This is a genomic window from Tepidibacillus fermentans (genome assembly GCF_004342885.1).
In the GTDB taxonomy this organism is placed as follows: Bacteria; Bacillota; Bacilli; order Tepidibacillales; family Tepidibacillaceae; genus Tepidibacillus; species Tepidibacillus fermentans.
The window spans coordinates 256,931-280,337 of sequence record NZ_SMAB01000001.1; the positions used below are offsets into that span (position 1 = coordinate 256,931).

A 23,407-nucleotide genomic window follows, 5' to 3' on the forward strand; every position below is an offset into this window, starting at 1 on the left:
TAAATGTTAAAATTCATGTCTAAATGGTATATAGCTCGTTCTATTTCGCATTTCATAATCCCAAAATATCTTTTAACATCTTCACATATTGCCTACTAACCGGAACTTTTGATTGTTCATTGTCTTTCATCGTCAAGTTATAAGCACCATTAAACCATGGTACAAGTTCTTCAATGTAGTCGAGATTGACTAAATAACTTCGGTGAGTTCGAAAAAAAGAATATTTTTTCAACTTATCTTCTAATACCTGTAATGTAAATTTTGTCACATACGTATCTTTCATCGTTTTTATTCGTACACCTCTTCCTTCACGATAAGCATATACGATTTCCCTTGGATCTAAGAGTATCACTCGTTCATCTGTTTGAATTGCCAACTTCGAGATATTTTTCTTCTCCTCTTTTAATTTGTCCTCACCCATCATTTGGTAAATGAGTTCTTTTATTTTTTCATGATTTGGCTTTTCTAATCGTTTTTTAATTCTTTCGATCGTACTTGCTAGTCTTTCTTCATCAAATGGTTTTAACAAGTAATCGACAGCATTCATCTCGAACGCTTTGATTGCATGTTCGTTATAAGCCGTTGAAAACACAATCAGTGTATTTATATCTTCTTCCATTACTTTTTTAGCTACAGCTAATCCATTCATCTCAGGCATATAAATATCTAAAAAAACGACATCAGGTTTTTGTTCAACAATTTTTTCGTAAGCTTCCTTCCCATCCTTTGCCTCGCCAATAATTTCAATCTCTTCATACTCATTTAATAGATATGTTAATTCATCTCTTGCAAGTATTTCATCATCTGCAATCAGTACTTTAATCGTCATTTAGAAACCTCCTGTTTTTGTACAATTGGAATGAGAAACCAGACCTTTGTTCCTTTTCCTTGTTCACTTTCAATATGAAGACCTGAAGCTCCCCCATATCGACTAATCAATCTTTGATGGACATTATATAATCCAAATCCAGTTCCTTCTTTAGATCTTACTCTTTGGTTCAACAATAACTCAATTCGCTTTGAGTCGATTCCGATTCCATTATCCATCACAGCCAAGTAGACCATCTCTTCTTGTTTCTGTACGTTAATGCGAATTCGTCCATTTTTCATCCCTTTAAGTCCATGTTTAATCGCATTCTCAACTAATGGTTGAAGGGTAAGCGGGGGAAGTAAAACATGTTCAATTTCTTGATCAACTTGGAATTCGACTTGCAAGCGATCGAAAAACCTTGCCTGTTCAATATATAAATAGGACCTAGTATGGTTGATTTCTTGTCCGATACTAACTAATTCATGTAAAGAAGCATTTAGGTTTTGACGAAAGAAGTTTCCTAATTGGATCAGGAGTTTTCTTGCCAAATCTGGATTTGTTCTAATTAACGCCACAATCGTGTTTAATGAATTAAATAAGAAGTGAGGGTTGACTTGTGCTTGTAATGCTTTTATTTCTGCCTCAGACACCAACTTTGCCTGCTTTTCAGCCTCAACCGCTTCAATTTGATGGGATAAAAGGCCACCTAGCCCTAAAGCTAATTCCCGATCAACGAGTCGAATTTGTTTTTGATTCGCAAAGTAAAATTTAAGAACTCCAATGATTTCCCCCGCTTTTTTGATCGGAACGATAATCGCTGCTTGTAATGGGCACTTAGGCTGTTGACAGCGAATTTCATCAAAAGATTTGGCAACGTAGTCCTTACCGGATTTCAGTACTTGTTTCGTTGCTTCTGTAAGTAACGAATGTCCCGGTGTGTGATGATCATCTCCTAATCCAACATGGGATAAAATTTTCTCTTGGTTTGTGATCGATACGGCAGAAGCATTGGTTGTCTTTAGTAGTAATTTTGAAATCTCTTTCGCTGATTCTTCATTTAGGCCTTTTCTTAAGTGAAATAAAGTTTGGTCAACCACATGTAAAACCTTTTGTGCTTGATCAGCTTCAATCCGATCCTCTTCATGAACAACACTCTGAATAATCGCGATAAAAATCGCAATTCCAATACTATTTGCAACGATCATCGGTAAACCAATGACTTGAACCAAAGCAAGTGCCTTTTCAAAAGGTTTTGCCAAAAGTAAAATAATAGCCATTTGCACGGTCTCGGCAACCAATCCCGTAAAAAAAGCAGTTCCAATAGGGACAATGCGTCGATTCCCGATTTTTTTATAAACAATTCCTGCCATCGCTCCCTCTACAACCGTTGATACCCCGCATGCCAAACCTGTAAATCCTCCAAGTAACATTCGATGGATCGCAGCAATCAACCCTGCACCAAGTCCAACCACTGGTCCGCCTAATAATCCTCCAATGACAACACCAATGACACGGGAATTGGCGATGGCTTCATTAAATTGAATATGAATCACATCGGAAACCCACAATGTCGTCCCTTGATATGGTTCGACTGCAATTCCTGTGTAAGTTCCAATAATGCCAAAGATCCCAAAAAGAATCATCAGTTTGATTTTTGTCAATCGGTCTGACTTATGATCGATTAAATTCCGGAAGGTAGCGAAACGAGTCAGAATAAAAGCAATGGTTACAATAACTCCGATTCTTTCAATCATTAAAAATAATAGTTGAAGCATTGATTTGTACTCCTCCACATTAGAGTGTGACCCCTTGGCAAAGATTTCGATAAGAACAAAAATAACAATGTTGATTATTTTTCGGGAAATCTTCGATTACAGTAGAATGATTCAACTTTTCTAGTATCTTTTCCAATTTTGCTTCCCAATTTTCTAACATAGCTACATCAATTGGAATAATCTCCGTTTGATTATGCCGAATGTAATAAAGTTTCCCTTCTTTTGGTATACGATTGAATTGTTTCCATACAGCTAGAGCATAGGTTAAGATTTGTGATCGGTATTGTTCAACATCCATCTTTTGATCGGTTTTATAATCTACAATCGTAAAAGTACCATCTGAATGAAACTCGAGTCGGTCAATCGTTCCATTAACTTGGCCATTTTTTAATGACAAAGTAACATCAAACTCTGTCCAAATATTCTCTTTTTTTGTCGCAAAATATGGACTTTCTCGAAAATCAGAAACATATTGATTCACTTGAATCAGAAATGATTTCCACTCCTCTTGGTTAACGAGCGATAATTCATATCCCTGATTGATGAGTCCAGTTTCTGTGATCTGTTGCCAATCATTCACTCGTTCAGGAAATAAAGTAAGTTGTTCGAACACGTAATGAACAATCGATCCTTTTAAACTTGGCGATAAGGATAACGGTTGAAATTCTTCTTCTTGTTCATTTTCTATATCTTCTTCTAACAAATACTCTTGATCCTGATCGGTTATCCAATCAACGATATGAAACAGAGATAACCGGTCGGTAAAATAATAATATCGAGGGCATTGTTGATATCGTTTAATGGAAGAAATAGAATACCGATTATCCGCCGGTGATAAAGCCAAAGATTTCGTATAATCAATGAATACTTCTTGATCTTCTGGCCACTCAACTTGCTCTAATTCTTCGTGTGGAACTTGATCTATATCTTGTTTTTCTTCCAGATCTTGTTTCTTTTCTAGGCTTTTTTCAAGAAGGTGTTCAATCATCACCTGAATCTTTGCTATTTCCCCATTTTTTAAAACATAAGGCCATTGCCTGTCTTGAAGTGAAATGTTTTCCATTCTTAAGACGGCATCAAGCCATTTTATCCACGTCGATTCTTTTAACACATCTTTCAAGTCCTCTTTGTTTTTCGCTTCTTCTACTTTACCAGATAGAAAAAGTTTCTTTTCGGCTCGCGTCATGGCCACGTAGAGAATCCTAGCTGATTCCTCTCGGTCTAATTTCTTTTCTTTTTCCCGACTTACATGATAGCGAATTGATTCGGCAAAGCCTTCTTCTTCAATAGGAACCTTACATGTTAATCCAAAATCTGAATCAAAGCGGATGAGAGAGTCTTCCGAAATTGGTTTTCTTGCTAAATCAGGAACGAATACAAATGGAAATTCTAATCCTTTCGATTGATGAATGGTCATTAGTTTCACGGTATTCCCCATTTCCGATTCAATCGCAGCTTCTGTTTCCTGATCTTCATCTTCAACTAGCCGATCAAATCGCATTAAAAATTCATCGATCGAATAAGGATTATCACCTGGGAAATTCTCTGCAAAACGGATGAGTTTATCAATGTTCGCTACGGCTTGCCTTCCTTGAGGTAAGGAAAGTAGGATCGCCTTATAATAGGTTAATTCCAAAAAAAAGCGAAGTAGCTCCGAAACCTTAATTCTACTCACTTTATTTTGGACTTGATTGAGCCAACTGAAGAAATGTTCTAATTTTTTCTTTTCATTCTCCTCAAGATCGTCCAACGATAAAGATAGGTGGTGTACAGGTTGTGAAGATAAACGGCTCATGACCCAATATAATGTATCATCTTGAATCCCGACCATTGGTGAACGTAATATACCAGCAAGTGCAATTTTATTTGAAGGATCAAAAATATATTTAAGTACGTGAATTAGGTCATGAATTTCTTGCTTTTGATAAAAACCACGCCCACCCATCACATAATAAGGAATCCTTCGTTTCGACATTGCTTGTTCATAGGTTTTAATATCTAACATCGCTCGAAACAGGATGGTAATTTCTCCAGGTTGAACTCCTCTTTTCAGTAACTGTTCAATCCGTAACGCAATTGCCTCTGCTTCCTTTTCTCGCGCCGATTCCTCATCCTCTCTATCATGATAAATAGGAATGAATTCGATTGGGTTTTCCTGACATTCTACATTTCCTTTCGCAATTGCGTCTTTATAATAGTTGGGTGAATTTGGATCTGTTGACATGATCTTTTGAAAAAAATGATTGACAAATTGGATAATATCTGGATGAGAGCGAAAGTTAAATTGTAAGGGGGCGACTCGACCATTCATTTCGATGATCTCTTTTTCCATTTCCTTAAAGACATACACGTCCGCACCACGGAAACGATAAATCGACTGTTTGGGATCTCCTACGACAAACAATCGTCCTGGTTCAATTATTCCTCTTTCATCTTTTAATAATAAAGAAATTAACATCTTTTGAATTTGGTTGTTATCTTGAAACTCATCAAGCAAAAAGTAAGAATAACGATTTTGAATGCTCTTTCTCACTTCTTGGTTTTCACGTAAAAGCTGAACGACTCTCAACTGAAGATCATCAAAATCGAGTCCATTTAATCTTTCTTTTTCCTGGTTGATCTTTTTTTCGATTTGTTCCAATAATGGATAAAAGGATTCAAGGACGACTTTTTCCCATTCTAAATGTTCGACCCCTGCTAATTGATCAAGAAGATCTTTGGCTAGTTGATTCACTAGCCCTCTTTGTTCTTTTACTTCTCCCTTTCCTAGGTTTCCACTGGTTAACTTCACTAGCGTTTCAATCACATGCTCTAGATCATTTCCTTGATTTTTCGCCTTGATTAAGGTCTCTTTTAGATCAGGCCATTGACTTTGAAATGTTTTGAAGTTTTTGTTCCCATCTTGAGCGTTCGCATGATAAAGGGCATCTCCTGCATCTATCACTTCATCAAAACCGATTAACCATTCATAAGGAGATTTCTTAAATTGTTCTTCTGTTAACTTTCGAACTTCTTGAAGGGAATAGCCTGAATTTTTCACTTGTTCGTAAACTTTTACAATTTGTCTGACGGCTCGATGAAATCCTGATGCAATCACCCATTGATAAAGAGCTGAGATTCCCTTTGTTCTCTCCTCTTCTAATTGTTTCTTTAGTTCTTTTTCTACCACATCCAATAATAACCATCTCATTTGTGTCTGATCCAAAACTTGAAATTCAGGATCAATTTTGGCCTCAATCGGAAACTCACGCAAAATTTTTGCACAAAAAGAATGGATGGTTGAAATTGTCGCCCGTTCTAAACGTTGAATATTTTCTTGCCAAAGTTCAGCTTGTTGCCAATTTTGGTTGACCTTTGCGTGATCCTGTCGTTCCACCATTTCTTTGCGAATCCGTTCTTTCATCTCCCTAGCCGCTTTTTCGGTAAAGGTAATGGCAACAATTTTTTCAAGAATGTGAGGAATATGTTGCGACTCTTCAATAATCTTTACATATCGTTCGACTAACACTCTCGTTTTTCCCGATCCTGCCCCTGCCGGAACGATACAATTTACATGTAATGTATCCACAGCATAGGCTTGCTCTTCTGTTAATGGAAACGGCACGACTATTTCCCCTCCCTTGCCAGAAGCTTTTTCTTTATTCGCTCAGTGTCTTTTCGACAAATATATTGATAAGGACAATAAGTAGGACATTCCTTGTTTGGTAATACGCCAAAATCCCCCTGCTCCAATTGACCCAACAACTGCTCGATTCGTTCCTTCACCCCTTCGAGCCATATCTTCCAATCTTCTTCTTGAACATGTGATTTCATTCGTTTCGATAAACCAACATGTTCTAACCAATCACTTTTCCACAAGCCTTTGTTTCGATTATCCTTTGGTCTTTCTCCTTGACGTTTTTCACCTCTCGTATAAAAAGCTACGCCAACAGCTTGATCAAGATTAAAACCTAGCAATGTTTCAAGAACGAATAAATAGATCGGCAACTGAAGATGATCGGCTTCCCTAATTTCTTTTGGGTTAGGTGCTTGACCAGATTTGTAATCATATACGACAAACTGCCCTTGATGATTGATATCAACCCGGTCGATTTTTCCTCTTAATAAAAGAGTCCGTTCCCGAAGTTTCACTTTCGCATGTTCCTTTACTGAGGAAGGATCAATCTCACCATTTCGCAACATTTCTTCTTCGATTGGCAAACCGAAAGACAACTCTAAGAATTGTGGATAGAAATAAGTACTGCTTTTTTCGCGCCAATGGGTTTCATGTTCCAAAATTTGCTTTACATCTTGAAGGATCCGTTTAAAATCTAAATCCGTAAGAACAGGATCAAGAAAACGAAGGTCTTGATTCTTTATCAATTGCCATTCTTCTTTTGCAATATCCAACAGCCATTTTCGATAAGTTTCATAGTGTTCAGGTGAAAATTTCTCTTCCTTTTCTTGACGGAAGCGGTCAAAAAACCGTTGGAGGATTCGATGAAATAAATCTCCTTTTTCGATTGGATTTAGGCTTTCCTCTTGTTCTTCCCACTCTGAAAGTTTTAAGAGATGGGTAGCAAAATAAGAGAAGCGGCAAAAATTGGCTTCGTTTAACTGCGTAGTACTCCAAACCTTGTTAGCTAATTGTTCTTTTATTTCGCTTTTAAACCGTGGATTTTGCAAAATCCCATCATAAGCAGAGTCAAGTTCTTCCCTTCTCTGTTCCACTTCCACTCCTCGGTCAATCGCCTCCCATAGCAAACGATCTTTCTTTTCATATTGTCTTTTTCGCATCAGAGCCTCTTTTTTCCGAAGAGGGTCAAATCCTTGATAAAGTTCATGATAAATTTTAGTAATCATTTGCCGTTCAGACGTACAACTTTCCCAATGACTCGGTATCACTTCTGAGATATCTTGTTTTCGATGATCGATCGACTCTTTTTGAAAGAGATCAAGAACTTCATCAATAAAAAAGGAACGTAGTTGCTCTTTTCCGTCTTCGGTTTTTGCTGAATATACCAAATAGATTTGGTCTGTAGCAGCAGAGATACTTTGGAAGAACTGATATTTTTGTTGTTTCTCATAATCATGTGACAATGTCAAAAATACACCATACTGTCGTAACTCTCGCCGATCTTCATCGGGCATTAGCCAGTCATTTTTTATTGCTCTAGGAAACTCCCCTTCAACTAATCCCGTAATAAATACAACTTGAAATTGTCGACCACGAATCTGATTTGGTTTAAGGATATGAATTCCTGCTTTTTTTCCTTGACTATATTCATAAGTACTTTGTTCACAAGCTAAAATTAAGGACTGAAGCCAATCCCAAAACGGAATTTCTTGCTCCGATTCTACAAGTTGATCGATCTCTGCTAATTCACTTTTAATTTCAAACCATTGGTCATACGCTTTTAGATCACGAAAAGCAGCTTCATCGGTTGGATTCTGCAGGAAAAAATGTTTGATCTTTTCTTTAACCTTTAATGTTCGTTCTATCTTTTGCAGATATTGAGCAAATTGTTCATGCGAACCTTTTTTTGGCAGCTGATCTTGCAGATCAAATAATTGCTGCATCACATCATTATAGATCAAAAGATTCTCTCTCTTTCCTTCATTCCGAACCAAATATTTTTCAAAACGTTCATTCCAAGTAGATCGAGAGATCGGATAACCACATTCACGAAAGATCATTATCCACTGCTGAGGATTAATCTTTTTTTTCCATGAAAAATAAGGGCTTAGCATGATAGAGATCCAGTATTCTTTTTGCCCATTTAGTGCTTTTAGTAAGGTAAGGATCGCTTGTACAAACGGATTATGAATCAAACGTTCTTTTTTAGCAAGACGAATCGGAATTCCTGAATCCCTCATAACCCTATGCAATGAATCCTCATATTGTTCAAGTTGAGAGATGATGATAGCTATTTTTTCCAAAGGTACTTTTTGGTTCCAAACTAAAGATTTGATCTCAGCAGCCATCATCTCCACTTCTCGTTGAATTCCTGTGGATTCAAACAGATGAACCTTTGAATTCGCATGAATTTTCTCAGGAAACTTTGAAAATAAAGATTGATTTAATTGCTGAATTGTTTGATTAATAGGCTCCCCGTTTCCTTCGTAAGAACCCTTCTCAATCATAAAGTCTAATTCCTGCAAATAACGTATCGTATTTCTTGTCCACTGAAACAAATCGCTTCGCTTTTCATCAATGGCAAGATGAATTAGAATATCTAATCCCAAATTCCCCATTTTGTTGAGAACGTTCATTTGAATAGGTGAAAAGTCATAAAATTGATCGGTAACAATACCATGATATTGATCCAAAGAAATCTCAGTATTGACATCATAAAGAAAAGAATAGTAGGGTTCTTCATGATCAATAAAGGAATAATGTTCCAATAATTGTTTATATGTTTGGTAGATCCAAATTAATTCTTGGTATTTTTGCGAATGTTCTCGCCAAAAAACAGCCAGTTGTTCAGGAGTAACATTCGCCCGTCGTATCTCTCCTAACCAAATTTCAATTTGATGAAGCCAACCATTTTTATGTATGGAATCACGAAAGTATTGAAATCCTTTTTCTTGATTTACTTTCTCTACTGCCTTCTTAACAATGAGTTCTTGTTTGGATGGAGTTAACATCTTTTTTGAATGAGAATAAGAAGTGAGTACTCTCATCATTTGGTCAAAAGTCATGATCTCGATCATCTGAGCAAAATGAGGTTCTAAGCGATTGATGATTTCTTTTACACGAAGAAACAAGGATGCAGTTGGAATAAGGTAAATCCATTTTTTGTTTTCTTGAGTAATCGGTAATGTATATAATCCTGTTCCCAAGGGAATATATGTATCATATTGAAAGATCTTCTTCATGACAAATCCCCTTTACCTCCATATTCTTTCCTTTTATGCTATCATATCTTTTGGTTTATGGGGATGTACAAAAAACAGGAAAGGCAGTAGATTGCTCCACTGCCTCGTAGTATACCAGTGATTTAGTTTTGAAGTGAAATTAACGAGTCATACCAGTTTGTCCTGCTAATTGTTGTTCAGCCATTTGAACGAGACGACGGGTGATGTTACCCCCAATCGCACCGTTATCGCGAGAAGCGATGAAACCCATGTATCCATCAGCAGGAATTTGGATACCTAACTCTTGAGCAATTTCGAATTTCATTTGATCAAGAGCTTGAGCAGCTTGAGGTACTACTAACCAGTTGCTAGAACGTTCTTGTCCTTTTGCCATCTGATATCACCTCCTTGAGTGGTGTATGTATAATATTTGTCATAGAGGTGATATCCATTCATAAAATTTGTTGGTAATTTTTACATCCCGATCTGAATCAACTCTTTGGTGAATGAAGTTAAAACACGAACCCCATTTCTAGTAACGATAACATCGTCTTCGATCCGTACCCCACCTACTTGTGGAACATATATCCCTGGTTCAATCGTGAATACCATTCCTTCTTTTAAGATTCCTTCATTTTTCTCATGAATGGAAGGATATTCATGAACATCAAGACCTAAACCATGACCAGTTCGATGGATAAAATATTCCCCATACCCTGCTTTGGAAATGTAGTTTCTTGCACTTAAGTCAATTTGTTTAATGGATATATTCGGTTTTACAGCATTAATTGCCATTTGTTGGGCTTGTTTAACAATTGTATAAATCTTCCTTTGTTCTTCTGAAGGAGTACCCATTACGACTGTTCGAGAAATATCTGAACAATAACCATTAAAGACGACTCCTAAATCAAATAAGACGAAATCACCTTCCTGAATCTTATCTTTTCCCGGTTTACCATGGGGTAATGCCGATTTTTTTCCGGTAAGAACCATTGTATCAAAAGACATTCTTTCAATCCCTTGCTTTTTTAATTGATATTCAATTTCGGCAATAATTTCTAATTCGCTTTTTCCGATTTTTAGGGATTGAATTCCAATTTCTACAGCACGATCTGCAAAATGAGCTGCTTCTTGAAGGAATTTAATTTCTGTTTCATCTTTAATCAGTCGTAATTCGTTAAAACCTGATTCCAAATCAAGAAAGTTTTCAACCTGAAGCAGTCTTTGTAGCCATAAAACCGTTTTGTAATTGATATTCCCTTGTTCAATTCCCATTCGCGTGTTTCGATTGACCTGAACCATTTTTTCGATGATAAAGTCAGGTCCTTCCGAATCAGAATAACCTAATACACTTGATAAACCACTCTTTTCAATCGCTTGATTCTTGTCTAATTCAGGCACAATTAAAAATACATCACCGGTGACCGTTAAAAATAATCCCATAAACCGTTCGTGAGGATTTGTATAAAACCCTGTCAAATAATAAACATTGGTTGGTGTTGTAATTAAAGCAAGTTCAATTTGCTCTCTTTTCATCCAATTCATGAATCGTTCAATTCTTTTATCCAATCCGTTACCCATTGAATCCCAATTCCCCTCTTTTTAATTTTTATCCACTATTTTACTTGATTAGAAAAGCAACTATTTCCATTATAAGACTTTAAAAACATGGAACAAACTAATAAAAAACAATAAAACCCAACTCATTCTTTTAAAAATTTTTCTTGCTGCTTTATCTTCAATTCCCTTATTTTCACCTGCACCAATAAAAGTGAAGATCAATCCATAAAATAAAACCCCAGAAATGAAGGCAGGAGAAAAAGAAAATGGTTCTAAAGTCCTCCACTCTACAAACCCGTGAATCAGTGCAGAAATCAATAAAGACCAGTCTAAGATTTTTTTTAAATTTGACTGAATGTGAATTTTTTTAAACGGATTATCAACCACAAGTAAAACGAGAAACAAACCATACACCAAATAAGCCATTATTCCACCCCCTAAAACCAATCATTCCTTTAAATCCGACTTTTTCCTACAAGAACTTACAAAATTGAGCCTATATTCATGTTTATTTTTGCCGAAAGACGTGGTAATATAATTCTTGCACTGAATGATAGAAGGGGGTAAAAAAATGGCCATCAGTTCTCAATCCATTCCAGCCTATCTTGATGAGTTTCGTTCGATTAAATTAGACCATATGATTCGCGATGTAAAAAAAATGACACCTGAAGAACTGATTAAGATTAAGAAAGAAATCGAAAAATTATTAGTGTTAGAGGAAGCCGATGAATGAATCGATTCTAAAATCATTGATACATATTTATAAACAATTGGATGAGACAAAATTATTATTAGAAGATGTGATTAACCAGCTTGGAGTGGAGCAAATTAATCATAAACCCCTGCCGCAAGATATTCAGCATTTAGTCGATGTTGCATTAGAATTAACGCCAGAACAACGAAAATCCTTGATGAGATTTATTGAATCGTTGAAATAAATACCTAGATAGTGTAAAAACCGGCCCATTTTTAGGCTGGTTTATTATTTTTATTCTTTTGTTTATATTTTAACCTTAATGATATTCTCCATGAAAATAATGGCTTGCTAAATCTTCCTTACTCTTACGAAACCGATAACGTAAAAAGTAATTTAGAAATACGACCATGAAAAAATCGGACAAGCGTAGCGAGCATTAATCCGATATAAAGATACTCCATTCATAGAAGATATTCCTTCAAAAATAGATATTTGCCCTTATTCCAATTTATTCAACCCGTGCATAGTTTAATAGTGAACTTTTCAAAAAAATCAAAGGAGGTTTATTATTTGGCCCAAAACAATTTCTTTGATATGATTCGGCAGATGGCTCAACAAAGTAGAACTAGACGTGGAAGACCAAGAGGTCCAATCCCCGGAAATAAAAATAAGGGTAATACTAGAAGACCTGGTCCGAGAGGTCCTGGTGGTTTCGGACCCGGCGGACCCGGTGGTTTCGGACCTGGCGGACCTGGTGGTTTCGGACCTAGCGGACCTGATGGTTTCGGACCTGGCGGACCTGATGGTTTTGGACCTAGCGGACCTGGTGGTTTTGGACCTGGCGGACCTGGTGGTTTCGGACCTGGCGGACCTGATGGTTTCGGACCTGGCGGACCTGGTGGTTTCGGACCTGGCGGACCCGGTGGTTTTGGACCTGGCGGACCTGATGGTTTCGGACCTGGCGAACCTGATGGTTTCGGACCTAGCGGACCTGGTGGTTTTGGACCTGGCGGACCTGGTGGTTTTGGACCTGGCGGACCTGGTGGTTTTGGACCTGGCGGACCTGGACTAATGGGATTACCCCCAAAACCTGATGACGAAGATGATGAAAGATAGTGAACTACCCACCACCTAAAGTGGTGGGGGCTTCCTATCCTTTAGAATTGGAACTTTCTTCAGCGAAGATTGGTATTTAAGTTTCCGCCTTACAATAGGTCACCCTTATTCGCTTGGGATGGTTCACACATCCATTATCCCTCACAGACTAAATCATCTTGGGAATACCTTCATAGGCTTGCCACAAGATGTTGAGGCTCCCGTTAAAGTCTGCATTTACATGGAAACCTTGGTTGGTCCGAAACAACCAAGGGGTAACACGCCTCGTTTTGTCGTAGTTTCCCTTAGTGATGGGCTGTTTGATTCCTCGTCTATTTCAAATAGTTTTCTGTTATTGTTTCATCTAAGCGGATGAACATGTTAGTTCCACCATTTGCGCCACTCCCAGGTGTACCGTTACCTGGTGTTCCTGATCCGTTTCCTGGTCCTTGGTCACTTCCTGGTGTCATTCCTTCAGTTGGTGTGCCTAGCTTAGATTTGGTATCTTCAATCATTTTTAATTGTTCCTTATTTAATAGATTTTCTGCATCCTTTAGCATTGTTTCTGCTAAATCTGGAGTTAATGGCATTCCTCCTACAACTGGATTAATAATGGTTAGAAGTTGTTCTGCTTGTTCCTTAGTAAGCTTTAATCCTTGAGGGGTTTCCCTCTCAATCCGACTTATACTAGCAAAGAATTTCGTCATATCCGTCGTTACATCTGCAGCTGTTGATGACGAACAACCGACAAACGTGGTTACAATTAGAACAATGAACAAAAACATACCTATTACTTTCTTGCTTTTTTTAAATTGATTCATTTTCAATTCCCCCATTTTCTATTCATGTCGTAAAGCGACTATTGGATCTAGTTTTGATGCCTTTAATGCCGGGTAAATCCCAAAGAAGATGCCTACTAATACAGAGAACGAGAAGGATAATAGAATCGACCAAAATGAAACGATGGTTACCCAACCAAGTGACGAAGAGACGACCTTTGAAACAATAATTCCAATGATGATCCCTATAATTCCACCGGAAATACTTAAAATGATTGATTCAATAAGAAATTGAGATAAAATATCCCTTCTTTTGGCCCCAATGGCTTTGCGTATACCAATCTCTCTAGTACGTTCGGTAACAGATACCAGCATTATATTCATAATTCCAATACCACCAACAAGTAAGGAAATTCCTGCAATGGCACCTAACATCATCGTTAATGTTTTACTCATCGAATCCATCGTTCCTAATAGCTGATCTTGACTAGTAATCTTCACAAGGTCTGGTTTTCCGAATTTCCCTTCAAAGATGGATGCAATTTCACTAATCGCAGCCTGAGATTGATCTGAGGAAGCGGTCTGTACATACATCGTATTCAGTTTTGTTGATCCAAATAATCGTTCTGCTGAACTAACGGGTATAAAAATATAGTGATCTAGGTCTTGCCCCATCACTTCCCCTTTTGGCTCCATCACTCCAACTATAGAGTATCTTTGACCATCTATCGTGATGCTTTCTCCAATTGGACTTTGACCTGCAAACAATTCAGTTACCACATCTTGACCGACAATCGCTACCCGTTTTCGTTTTTCTACGTCCTCGATTGTGATGAATCTTCCTTGTTGAACATGAAAGTTTCGAACATCCATATAGTTTTCATTCGTTCCTTCTACCGTCACTCCCAGCGTAGAATTTCCCCATTTTACATTCACCCCAGTTTTAAAAATCGATGGAGCGACTTTAGAAATTAATTGTGATTTGTCAAATAACTTCATGTCATCTCTCGTAATCACGCCCCCCTGATTTCTCATTCCTGTAACAACAATCAAATTTGTGCCAAGGCTTTCAATTTGCGAAGATACCTTTTTCGTAACACCTTGACCAATAGAAATCAGCGAGATCACCGCAGCAACACCAATAATCACTCCAAGGATCGTAAGTAACGACCGAATCTTGTTCCCTCTGATTCCAAGCCATGCAATACGTATACTCTCAAATAGATTCATCCAACCACCTCGCTGACTTGCAGTGTGGTCAATTGATACGCTGCATCTTTTCTTAATTCTTCTTGGATAAGCTTGTTTGTCATAATTTCACCATCTTTAACATGGATGATTCGACGACAATGCTCTGCAACGACCTCATCATGAGTTACGATTAAAATCGTCATTCCTTGACGGTTCAAATCCTGGAATATCGCCAAAATCTCTAATTCTGAGCGACTATCTAAGTTTCCAGTAGGCTCATCTGCTAGTAATACGGTAGGATTCCCTGCAATGGCTCTTGCTATAGCGACCCGTTGTTGCTGTCCTCCAGATAGCTCACTAGGGCGGTGATAGAGCCGTTCTTGTAATCCAACCTTTGTTAGTGCTTCTACTGCCCTTTCTCGTCTCTCACTACGACTTAATCCCCGATAGATTAATGGTAGCTCAACATTTTCAACGGCAGTTAATGTTGGCAATAGATTATAGTTTTGAAAGATAAATCCAAGATACTGATTACGAATCGATGCCAACGCATCATCCGAAAGCTGACTCACTTCATGTTCGCCAATAAAGTATTCTCCAGAAGTCGGTTTATCCAAGCAACCCAAAATATTCATCAATGTTGATTTTCCTGAACCTGACGGTCCCATGATCGCTACAAAATCGCCTTCCTTCACATGAACATCGATGTTCTTTAGAGCATAAAACTCTGTATCGCCCATCCCATAGACCTTGTTGATGTTATTTAAGCGTAACATAATCTACTTTCTCCCTCCTCCACCATTGATACCTGGAACGGTAACATTAGAAGGAACGAGAGAAGAATTAGATGACGTTGTACCAGAGGATGAAGACGTTGTGGGTGTAACGACAGCCGTGACGACAACATCTGTCTCTAATAATCCACTTTTAATCTCAGTCATCGTATCGTTGCTAATACCCACCTCTACAGGCTTCATCTTGATCAAATCACCATTCATGACCCGAACAGATTTCCCATCTTTTACTTCAATCACACTAGAGTTAGGGACCATTAAAACATTTTCTGCTTTCGCCACAATGATTGAAGCATCCACTGTCATTCCCGCTTTTACTTTTTCATTGGCAGGGAAAATAATCGTCACTTTATAGGTTGTTACGCCATCTTTCACAATTCCAGTTGTCGAAATGGAGCTAACTTTTCCAATAATCGTTTCCCCTAGTAAAGCTTGAATGGTTAGATTTGCTTCTTGGCCAACTGCTACCTTCGCAATATCCACTTCATCGACCTCAATATTTGCTACTAGATCATTGCTTTCAATCTTTGCGATTCCGCTACTTCCACCTGCATTAGATGGAGCTATGGCTTGCCCTTCTGCTATCGATAGATCGCGGATAATTCCTGCAATCGGTGCCTTTTGAATTAGGGAGTCTTTTTCTTTCTCTAGTTGATCAATTTTTAATTGGATATTGGAAATATTTAATTTTTGACTTTCAATATCATTGATTAAAGAAGGATTACTAATTTTTATAATCGGTGTTCCCTTTTTAACATAGGTATCATTGTTCACATATAGTTTTTCTACATTTCCGCTTACCTTGGAAAAGACCATAACTTCATCAGATACATATTCATATTGCCCTTTTGCATCTTCAATCGGTTCTGCTGCTGTTTGAATGACTGCTGTTCCTTTTAACCCTTTTTCCAGATTTCCAGGGTTATTGACGGTAACCCAAACCTCAGTATTGAAGATTCGTTCAACCTTCCCAATAACTTTACTTATTCCATCATCAGATTGGATTTCTGCCACTTGACCTACTTTTACATCAGTTATTCTTTCAACAGGAACATTCGCAATGAATCTCATTATTGATTTATTTTGAATTGTAGCAATGCTACTACTTGCTCCTGTACTTCCACCAACTGGCGAACCTGTCTGAACATTATAGTGAATATAACCATCAGCTGGTGCATAAATCGTTAATAGTCGATCAACAGTCACCTTATTCACATTACTTACAGTAGTCTGTAATAAATCGGCTAACTTTATCTGAGCGCTTTTCAACTCATTCTTTGCTTGATTGATCTGATTTTGTAAACTGCTATCGTCTACAGCAAAAAGTGGATCACCTGCTTCAACCTTTGCACCTTCTTGAACATAAATCTTAGTAACTGTCCCATTTACTGTAGGCGTAATATCCATTTGGTTCCCATATTCAATAACGCCTGAACTATCCACCGTAACCGTAAGATCACCTTTCTTAACCTTGCTTGTCTGGTAGGATACTGCTGCTACATTTTCTTGAGCAGTAAGATAATAATAGCTAAATCCCCCACCTGATAATAGAACAACTGCACTTAGGACTATAATCGTTAATCGTTTTTTCGTCTTCCATTTTTCTAACCTTTTCTTCAAATTCGATCCCTCCATTCTTATCCATCAGCTACGCTTAATCTATCATTTTCTTTTCACAAAAGTTTCTAGAAGTTGTTAAGAAAGTATTAAGATTGAAAAAGGCCTTGGCAATGCAAAGTAATTTATCCAAGTAGAATGAGAATCCAAGAAATTTCCTTTTGGATACAAGGTCTACGGCACTCTTATTTTCATTCACCTTCAATTTTAGGAGATCTTCAATGATTTTCCTTATGTTCCTCATTACTCTGTTGCAAGCCTTTTCACTTTTATCGTAGATATTACAATCATCAGCAAGCAACATAAACTAAGTCCCCGTTTCCCCAATTCTTTGTCGACTTCATCAAGAAGAATGTTAGCTAGTAATGGACTTAATGAACCACCTCGCGGTGGACACCCTTGTCCGTAAGCATTTCCCCATAGTGCGAGATGATTCAGCTCGCTAGCAATCCGCTTAATTAAGCTAGCGGTTGGCACTACCAGCCTCCGTATCGGACTTTCAACGACTAGTTTTCGCCCATGCTGGGCGCACGAAAAAAAGGATGGAATCTACTCCATCCTTTTTCTTTAATACATTCTCTTCAATTTAAACTATCCTTTTCAAAATGCTGCATTTTTCAAAGTGTATTCTCTTTAAGACCGTTCAAACATCGTCAAAGATAACTGTCTCCAATAGTTCTCTAAGTGTGTGGTGACAGTTACCTATTTTAAACCGAAGTTCTTTTTGGCTTCTTCATTAACGATTAAGGTTACCTCTTTGATTCCCTCAACAGGAATATTCTTTGGAGATTCACCTTTGAGAATTTTGGCTGCCATTTCTCCAGTTTGAACCCCAATCATAAATTGATCTATTCCGTAAGTGGCTACTGCTCCTCGTTTTACAGAGTCCCCATCGGATGCAAATAATGGAATCTTTGCTTCTTTTGCAACTTTCAACACGGCATCCAAAGCAGAAACAATCATATTATCATTCAGAATAAAAAGTGCATCAACTTTATCGATGAGTGACGCAGTTCCTAGACTCACTTCTGAAGTAGAGGTTACTCCTGCTTCCACAATTTTGATGCCTTTTGCTTCTGCAGCCTTCTTCGCTGCTCCTAACTGAACTTCTGCATTTACTTCACCTGAATTATATACGATACCAATCGCTTTTACATCTGGTACCATTTCTTTGATTAAATCAATTTGCTTTTCAATGGGAACCATATCAGAGGTTCCAGTAATGTTTTCTCCAGGTTGGTCAAAGGCTTTCACCAAACCAGCAGCAACCGGATCGGTAACCGCAGAGAATACAACTGGAATGTTCTTTTTTGCCTGTTCAGTTGCTTGAAAAGCAGCTTGTGCAGATGGTGTGGTTATCGCAATGATCATATTTACTTTATCGGTAACGAATTTTTGTGCAATTGTAGTCGCTACATTTCGATCTCCTTGAGCATTCCGATAATCTACGATGATGTTCTTGCCATCTTCAAAACCGTTATCTGCTAATCCTTTTAATATACCTTCACGAATCGAATCTAAAGAGGGATGCTCCACAATTTGTGTAATTCCAATCTTGAGTGGTACTGCATTTGAAGAATCATCCTTTACCGACGAATTCTCCGGTTGGGTTTCTTTCACGCATCCAGTAAATAGCGATAAAACCATAATAAGACTAATTACAATAAATAAACCTCTTCTCATCTAAACTCTCCTCCATTTTCTCCTCATTGGCTCTTTGCCAATTCTCAACTCTAACATAACATCTTCTATTCTGTTGGTTTTTAATATAGCACAGAATTAAAATTTCGTAAATAAGTATAATCATTGAAAAAAAATAGAGAACATTATTCTTTATAACCATTGATTTTATACCCTGAACCATGAAAAAAACGCCAGGTTCAAGTTAATAGACGATTCGCTTAAAATTGTATATTCTATATTTCAAAACTTATTGATAACCTTGTAAATGCTTATTTATTTAGAAATTTACCTAAATTGCAATAATAAATGCAACAAAATATAAAATACCAAATCCAGTAAGATTAAGCGACATTTTGCAATTCTTTTAGAAATAGATCATTTGGTGTCTTGCAGCCATTTGACCTCGTTCATATGGAGTGAGATGTTTGAAATGACGTTTCTTTGTGTTATGATTAGAATAAGCCATCGGTAAATCCTCCTGTTATGTATGGTTTTGGACGACTTAATCATAACGGATTTACCATGGCGTTTTCTATATATTTATTTTGTTGCATTTAATTTTACAATGAACTCTTAAAAATTAATTAACAAAAAGTGTTCAAAATTACTTGACGGTTACAATTATTCATTTTTTATGGATTTTTATAGAATTAAAGGCAGGCAAATAACGGTTGGCACTACCAGCCCCCGTATCGGACTTTCACCGACTAGTTTGCGCCCATGCTGGGCGCACATAAAAAAAGTGACTGAATCTAACTCAGTCACTCAATAAAAAGGGGGTCATTGATTAACATACAGTATTCTCTTATTATCTAAAATTTCTCATTCCTTGAAAATTGTTGCTTTGTCGATTTGCATTTCCATATGGATTCACTTGGTTCATATATTCTTGCATTTTACCATAATCGACATTTTGTTTGCTCATAAAATCATTCATCTGTTCAAAACTAGCCCCTGAATTCATCAGCTTGTACATCTCGTTTACATCAATACCTTGTTGTTCCATAACTTTTTGAGCTTGTTCAACGTTGATTCCTTGCTGTTCCATAATTTTTTTTGCTTGTTCTACATTAGGTATAGCTCTATTTTTTTGCGACTCGGATGGAACTGTTGGTAACTCATAGTTCATTGGCTGTGTTTCAACCCGATCACTTACATTTCGCTGAATCGATTGCTCTTTATTCGTGAGTAGTGGTGAATTGAATTGTGCATAACTGACATAAGCCATTGTACCTCCACCAAGAACTAATGCTGCAGCCAAAATACCTGTTACAATCTTTTTCTTCATAATTGTTTTCTCTCCTTATCGTCACTTTTTACTTCTAAACTATTGCTCAATTAAAACTCGTTTCATTTTTTGATATTCTTCTTCAGAAATTTCGCCCTTTACATATCTTTTTTGTAAAATACCCAAGGCACTTTCATCTTGATTCAATGTCCCACTAACATGTTGATGATGTTGCATATTCGAGGGTTCAGATCGATGATCATACTCCATTGGTCTTTGCATTGGGCCATAATATCCTACATGAAAACGTCCAAATGGACCACACATTTTCATTCCTCCTTAAAAAATTTACTTTGTTCTCCCTTACGTAAATAAGGATAAACAATAAATGTGCAGAAAAAATGAAGATCTATTCATTGCGATACTTATTTGTTTGTGATAATTTTTAAATAACTTATACATAATGAAGGAGTGGAAAATCGTGAGTGAGAAGATGAATGTTGAAAGTTTTAACCTTGATCATACAAAAGTCAAAGCTCCATATGTTCGTTTGGTAGATAGGAAAAAGGGAATTCACGGGGATGAAATCTTTAAGTATGACCTACGTTTTTGCCAACCCAATAAAGAGTTTATGGATATGCCTTCCCTTCATTCGTTAGAGCATTTAATGGCGGAAAATATTCGGAATCACTGTGACTCTGTGATTGATTTAAGTCCGATGGGATGTCAAACAGGTTTTTACTTAACGGTGATGAATCATTCCAACTATGATGAAATATTAGATGTCTTAGAGAAGACTTTACAAGATGTTTTACATGCAACAGAAGTCCCAGCAGCCAATGAAATTCAATGTGGAAACGCAAAAAGCCATAGTCTTGAAGGGGCTAAAGAAATAGCAAGGAAAGTCCTTGCCCAAAGAAAAAAATGGGATCAAGTTTTTGAATAAATTTACATCGTATACGAAAGCGACTGTATGTAGACACAGTCGCTTTTTTTATGCAGATATATTTATCTCTTTATCCTTTTCAGCCTGCTTAGAATTGCTTTTTAATGTAAAAATATAAACTCCAATAATCACGAATAACGTTCCGATCATTTGTACAAAAGAAAAATGTTCATTTAATAACACATATGCAAAGATCGCGGTAAAGATCGGATTAAAATTTAAAAACATTCCTGATGTCGTTCCGCCAATCTTTTGCACACCAAGATTCCAAAAGACCATCCCAAGCACTGTTGCCCCTATACTTACATACCCTGTTGCCAACCAAAAAGAAACGTATGGATTGGTAACTTTAAACGTAAACAGATTAAAGGGTAGCAAGGTAAGAACCCCGAATATTCCTGCCCATAAGGTGGACATAAAGGGAGTAACTTGATTCATCACCTTTTTCCCAACAACTGAATAAAGGCCCCAAGCGCCAACCGCAGCTAGCATAAATAAATCTCCCGTATTAAAAGAAAAGTTTAGAATTCTTTGCCAGTCTCCTTGAGAAATCACGACTAAGACACCGAGAAATGAAAGAACCATCCCTATTACCTGACGAAGACTCATTTTCTCTTTCAAAATAAAAAAAGAGGTAATGGCAATCGCAATTGGATTTAGGGCGGAAATCAGCCCTACATTATCTGCACTGGTTCTTTCCAATGCTAGAAACATAAAAATATTAAATAGATCAACCCCAGTCATTCCCATTAAGAACAATAAAAACAGGCTTTTTTTTGGCGGGAATAATCTTTTTTCTTTTATCCAAACAAAAGGAAGAAGAAAAAGAACAGCAATCATCCAACGAATCGACGTTAAAGTTAAAAATGAAGCATGACCGATTAGAAATTTTCCAGCTACAAAATTACCTGCCCATAACATACTTGTGAAAAGCAGTAGAACATAATAGATTTGTTTCATCTTAATCCCCTATCTATGTCTTTGCTGATATTGGAATATAGATTACACTATTTTTCGTGATTTTAAAAGACTGGGATAGTATGAAATTTACTCATATAAAAAAGCGGCCTATTCGGCCACTTTATCAAGATTTTGCTATCATAGTTGGAAGTTGTTACTATTGGAAGATCCAACAGTTCCATGCATGCTTTCATAATGTTCTTTTAATTGTTCAATTGTTAAGTCAGGATTCATCTGTCACATGAGATAGCAATGCGGGAGCTAGAATTCCAATCAAAAGTTTCTTTTTCATTATCTTTTTTCCCCTTCTCGGGTTTTTAAATTAAAGTAAATTCTTCCTAATATTTTCATATTCTTCCGTTGTAATCTCACCTTTGGCAAGTCGTATTTTTGCGATCTCTAATGCTTCAGAGTTTGGAACGCTTTTTTGTACATATTGATGATGATTATTTTGACCTTTTACGATGAAATAGATAATCAAACCGATGATAATCAAACCAAAAAACATCATACCAAATCCACCTCCTATTCCACAGCCTCCAATATAACCAAATCCTGGACCCATAATTGTCTCCTCCTTCTTATTTGATAGTTTGTACTTCCTTCTGGTTAATAATTTACAACTGATTTATGAAATTTTTATGGAGAAGAGAAAAAATCACTTTTTAATCCTTGCATTCCAAAAATAAATAATGTATACTTTTGTATACAAAGATATTCATTATTCGTTTAAAAAGGAGGACTTAACATGTTTCATCAAAAATGGGGAAGAGGGCCTTTTCATGGATATGGACATGGGATGATGATGCCGTTTGAACGAGGTGGTGGTATGAGACATCATTATTATTGTGGCCGTGAAGAAATGCCTGAGATATTCCGTAAGCGTACAATGGCCCAAACTTTTCGTAGAGGGAAAATCTTAAACTTCTTAGAAAGAATGTTCATTCGCAGAAATACGTTGAAGCGCCAATTAGAACAAGAAGAATATAAAGCGATTCATCCTGAAATTCGCGGCGAGTTAAAGGCCCTTGAAATGGTGATTGATGAATTTATTCAAGAATTTGATTTAGAAGAAATCTCTGATTCATTGATTCCACAAAAAACTACTGATGAAAAAGAAAACCAAAAAGATAGCGAGTAGAATTGCATAGATGTTAAAAAGCGACTGAAACATGGACAGTCGCTTTTTCTTCTTTTCAATTTCCGCCTTGGTGCAAATTTTTAAATAACCTTTCTGGTCAACTGGATTAGTTTGGGTATTTAAAACATCATCTTGCATAATAAAATTACCTCCTTCAAATTCCATGCTTAACCGGCGCATGTTGCCGTAATATATGCAAATCGGGTAGGAAGTTACTCATTATTTGAGTAACCGACCTCCCACACCACCGTGCGTACCGTTCGGTACACGACGGTTCCTAAGTTTACGCAGTA

The 23,407-nt window shown here is 37.1% G+C and carries 21 protein-coding genes and 1 pseudogene; 5 read left to right on the forward strand and 17 right to left on the reverse strand.

Going from position 1 to position 23,407, the window contains the following annotated elements; all coding sequences use genetic code 11:
• Positions 1-52: 52 nt before the first annotated feature.
• The 7 genes from EDD72_RS01215 to EDD72_RS01245 all read right to left on the reverse strand — a co-directional run bounded on the left by EDD72_RS01215 (position 53) and on the right by EDD72_RS01245 (position 11,409).
• Positions 53-829, reverse strand: coding sequence for a LytR/AlgR family response regulator transcription factor (locus tag EDD72_RS01215; protein ID WP_132766798.1), 777 nt, complete (start codon positions 827-829; stop codon positions 53-55).
• Complete coding sequence (locus EDD72_RS01220) at positions 826-2,586, reverse strand: LytS/YhcK type 5TM receptor domain-containing protein (protein WP_132766799.1); 1,761 nt, start codon at positions 2,584-2,586, stop codon at positions 826-828. Before EDD72_RS01220 ends, EDD72_RS01215 begins: the two co-directional genes overlap by 4 nt.
• A 19-nt stretch (positions 2,587-2,605) precedes the next feature.
• Complete coding sequence (locus tag EDD72_RS01225) at positions 2,606-6,190, reverse strand: UvrD-helicase domain-containing protein (RefSeq protein ID WP_132766800.1); 3,585 nt, start codon at positions 6,188-6,190, stop codon at positions 2,606-2,608.
• A gap of 2 nt (positions 6,191-6,192) precedes the next feature.
• Positions 6,193-9,444 carry a PD-(D/E)XK nuclease family protein gene (locus tag EDD72_RS01230; RefSeq protein WP_132766801.1) on the reverse strand — a complete coding sequence of 1,084 codons (3,252 nt, stop codon included), beginning with the start codon at positions 9,442-9,444 and terminating at the stop codon, positions 6,193-6,195.
• A 139-nt stretch (positions 9,445-9,583) separates the two neighbouring features.
• On the reverse strand, positions 9,584-9,817 hold the full coding sequence (locus tag EDD72_RS01235; protein WP_132766802.1) for an alpha/beta-type small acid-soluble spore protein: 234 nt from the start codon (positions 9,815-9,817) through the stop codon (positions 9,584-9,586).
• 80 nt (positions 9,818-9,897) lie between these two features.
• Positions 9,898-11,004 carry a M24 family metallopeptidase gene (locus EDD72_RS01240; RefSeq protein ID WP_243643741.1) on the reverse strand — a complete coding sequence of 369 codons (1,107 nt, stop codon included), beginning with the start codon at positions 11,002-11,004 and terminating at the stop codon, positions 9,898-9,900.
• Positions 11,005-11,073: 69 nt separating this feature from the next.
• Positions 11,074-11,409, reverse strand: a complete 336-nt coding sequence (locus EDD72_RS01245) for a hypothetical protein (RefSeq protein ID WP_132766803.1) — start codon at positions 11,407-11,409, stop codon at positions 11,074-11,076.
• A gap of 145 nt (positions 11,410-11,554) precedes the next feature.
• Here EDD72_RS01245 and EDD72_RS12445 point away from each other — a divergent pair, with 145 nt between their 5' ends.
• The 3 genes from EDD72_RS12445 to EDD72_RS12650 all read left to right on the forward strand — a co-directional run bounded on the left by EDD72_RS12445 (position 11,555) and on the right by EDD72_RS12650 (position 12,796).
• Complete coding sequence (locus EDD72_RS12445; RefSeq protein WP_165894903.1) at positions 11,555-11,716, forward strand: hypothetical protein; 162 nt, start codon at positions 11,555-11,557, stop codon at positions 11,714-11,716.
• Positions 11,709-11,921, forward strand: coding sequence for a hypothetical protein (locus EDD72_RS01250; protein WP_132766804.1), 213 nt, complete (start codon positions 11,709-11,711; stop codon positions 11,919-11,921). The genes EDD72_RS12445 and EDD72_RS01250 overlap by 8 nt, the downstream gene beginning before the upstream one ends.
• 329 nt (positions 11,922-12,250) lie before the next feature.
• Positions 12,251-12,796 (forward strand): hypothetical protein, encoded by a 546-nt coding sequence (locus EDD72_RS12650; RefSeq protein WP_207893604.1) that lies wholly within the window; start codon positions 12,251-12,253, stop codon positions 12,794-12,796.
• A 311-nt stretch (positions 12,797-13,107) separates the two neighbouring features.
• Here EDD72_RS12650 and EDD72_RS01260 read toward each other — a convergent pair whose 3' ends face one another.
• The 8 genes and pseudogenes from EDD72_RS01260 to EDD72_RS01295 all read right to left on the reverse strand — a co-directional run bounded on the left by EDD72_RS01260 (position 13,108) and on the right by EDD72_RS01295 (position 20,394).
• A complete protein-coding gene (locus EDD72_RS01260) occupies positions 13,108-13,596 on the reverse strand; it encodes a hypothetical protein (RefSeq protein ID WP_132766805.1) in 489 nt (162 codons plus the stop codon).
• Positions 13,597-13,614: 18 nt separating this feature from the next.
• Entirely contained in the window at positions 13,615-14,784 is a 1,170-nt protein-coding gene (locus EDD72_RS01265; protein WP_132766806.1) for an ABC transporter permease, read from the reverse strand.
• Positions 14,781-15,521 carry an ABC transporter ATP-binding protein gene (locus EDD72_RS01270; RefSeq protein ID WP_132766807.1) on the reverse strand — a complete coding sequence of 247 codons (741 nt, stop codon included), beginning with the start codon at positions 15,519-15,521 and terminating at the stop codon, positions 14,781-14,783. Before EDD72_RS01270 ends, EDD72_RS01265 begins: the two co-directional genes overlap by 4 nt.
• Before the next feature lie 3 nt (positions 15,522-15,524).
• On the reverse strand, positions 15,525-17,159 hold the full coding sequence (locus EDD72_RS01275) for a biotin/lipoyl-containing protein (protein ID WP_165894905.1): 1,635 nt from the start codon (positions 17,157-17,159) through the stop codon (positions 15,525-15,527).
• Positions 17,160-17,292: 133 nt separating this feature from the next.
• Positions 17,293-17,546, reverse strand: a pseudogene (locus EDD72_RS12780) (reverse transcriptase domain-containing protein); the annotation flags it as partial.
• Positions 17,547-17,858: 312 nt separating this feature from the next.
• The gene (locus tag EDD72_RS01285) at positions 17,859-18,839 is read right to left on the reverse strand and encodes an ABC transporter substrate-binding protein (RefSeq protein WP_132766809.1); all 981 of its coding nucleotides are present in this window, start codon (positions 18,837-18,839) and stop codon (positions 17,859-17,861) included.
• A gap of 808 nt (positions 18,840-19,647) precedes the next feature.
• Positions 19,648-20,127 (reverse strand): hypothetical protein, encoded by a 480-nt coding sequence (locus EDD72_RS01290; protein WP_132766810.1) that lies wholly within the window; start codon positions 20,125-20,127, stop codon positions 19,648-19,650.
• A gap of 39 nt (positions 20,128-20,166) precedes the next feature.
• Entirely contained in the window at positions 20,167-20,394 is a 228-nt protein-coding gene (locus tag EDD72_RS01295) for an SHOCT domain-containing protein (RefSeq protein ID WP_165894907.1), read from the reverse strand.
• Between the two features lie 136 nt (positions 20,395-20,530).
• Between EDD72_RS01295 and EDD72_RS01300 the strand changes: the two genes are divergently transcribed.
• Positions 20,531-21,013: an S-ribosylhomocysteine lyase gene (locus tag EDD72_RS01300; protein WP_132766812.1), complete on the forward strand. Its 483-nt coding sequence runs from the start codon at positions 20,531-20,533 to the stop codon at positions 21,011-21,013.
• Positions 21,014-21,061: 48 nt separating this feature from the next.
• On the opposite strand, the gene EDD72_RS01305 is transcribed toward EDD72_RS01300, so the two are convergent.
• Together EDD72_RS01305 and EDD72_RS01310 are read right to left on the reverse strand one after the other, a co-directional pair.
• Positions 21,062-21,973: a DMT family transporter gene (locus EDD72_RS01305; protein WP_132766813.1), complete on the reverse strand. Its 912-nt coding sequence runs from the start codon at positions 21,971-21,973 to the stop codon at positions 21,062-21,064.
• Between the two features lie 322 nt (positions 21,974-22,295).
• A complete protein-coding gene (locus EDD72_RS01310; RefSeq protein ID WP_132766814.1) occupies positions 22,296-22,538 on the reverse strand; it encodes an SHOCT domain-containing protein in 243 nt (80 codons plus the stop codon).
• A gap of 183 nt (positions 22,539-22,721) precedes the next feature.
• On the opposite strand from EDD72_RS01310, the gene EDD72_RS12785 reads away from it, so the two are divergent.
• Positions 22,722-23,114 carry a hypothetical protein gene (locus EDD72_RS12785; RefSeq protein WP_243643742.1) on the forward strand — a complete coding sequence of 131 codons (393 nt, stop codon included), beginning with the start codon at positions 22,722-22,724 and terminating at the stop codon, positions 23,112-23,114.
• The last annotated feature ends 293 nt before the right edge of the window (positions 23,115-23,407 follow it).

What these genes read in the sequence shown, in the direction of transcription:
- EDD72_RS01235 (WP_132766802.1), bottom strand. Translation starts at nt 9,817, where the DNA reads ATGGCAAAAGGACAAGAACGTTCTAGCAACTGGTTAGTAGTACCTCAA.
- EDD72_RS01265 (WP_132766806.1), bottom strand. Translation starts at nt 14,784, where the DNA reads ATGAATCTATTTGAGAGTATACGTATTGCATGGCTTGGAATCAGAGGG.
- EDD72_RS01250 (WP_132766804.1), top strand. Translation starts at nt 11,709, where the DNA reads ATGAATGAATCGATTCTAAAATCATTGATACATATTTATAAACAATTG.
- EDD72_RS01215 (WP_132766798.1), bottom strand. Translation starts at nt 829, where the DNA reads ATGACGATTAAAGTACTGATTGCAGATGATGAAATACTTGCAAGAGAT.
- EDD72_RS12785 (WP_243643742.1), top strand. Translation starts at nt 22,722, where the DNA reads ATGTTTCATCAAAAATGGGGAAGAGGGCCTTTTCATGGATATGGACAT.
- EDD72_RS01285 (WP_132766809.1), bottom strand. Translation starts at nt 18,839, where the DNA reads ATGAGAAGAGGTTTATTTATTGTAATTAGTCTTATTATGGTTTTATCG.
- EDD72_RS12445 (WP_165894903.1), top strand. Translation starts at nt 11,555, where the DNA reads ATGGCCATCAGTTCTCAATCCATTCCAGCCTATCTTGATGAGTTTCGT.
- EDD72_RS01245 (WP_132766803.1), bottom strand. Translation starts at nt 11,409, where the DNA reads ATGGCTTATTTGGTGTATGGTTTGTTTCTCGTTTTACTTGTGGTTGAT.
- EDD72_RS01220 (WP_132766799.1), bottom strand. Translation starts at nt 2,586, where the DNA reads ATGCTTCAACTATTATTTTTAATGATTGAAAGAATCGGAGTTATTGTA.
- EDD72_RS01300 (WP_132766812.1), top strand. Translation starts at nt 20,531, where the DNA reads ATGAAGGAGTGGAAAATCGTGAGTGAGAAGATGAATGTTGAAAGTTTT.
- EDD72_RS01290 (WP_132766810.1), bottom strand. Translation starts at nt 20,127, where the DNA reads ATGAAGAAAAAGATTGTAACAGGTATTTTGGCTGCAGCATTAGTTCTT.
- EDD72_RS01295 (WP_165894907.1), bottom strand. Translation starts at nt 20,394, where the DNA reads ATGTGTGGTCCATTTGGACGTTTTCATGTAGGATATTATGGCCCAATG.
- EDD72_RS01230 (WP_132766801.1), bottom strand. Translation starts at nt 9,444, where the DNA reads ATGAAGAAGATCTTTCAATATGATACATATATTCCCTTGGGAACAGGA.
- EDD72_RS01310 (WP_132766814.1), bottom strand. Translation starts at nt 22,538, where the DNA reads ATGGGTCCAGGATTTGGTTATATTGGAGGCTGTGGAATAGGAGGTGGA.
- EDD72_RS01270 (WP_132766807.1), bottom strand. Translation starts at nt 15,521, where the DNA reads ATGTTACGCTTAAATAACATCAACAAGGTCTATGGGATGGGCGATACA.
- EDD72_RS01305 (WP_132766813.1), bottom strand. Translation starts at nt 21,973, where the DNA reads ATGAAACAAATCTATTATGTTCTACTGCTTTTCACAAGTATGTTATGG.
- EDD72_RS01240 (WP_243643741.1), bottom strand. Translation starts at nt 11,004, where the DNA reads ATGGGTAACGGATTGGATAAAAGAATTGAACGATTCATGAATTGGATG.
- EDD72_RS01260 (WP_132766805.1), bottom strand. Translation starts at nt 13,596, where the DNA reads ATGAATCAATTTAAAAAAAGCAAGAAAGTAATAGGTATGTTTTTGTTC.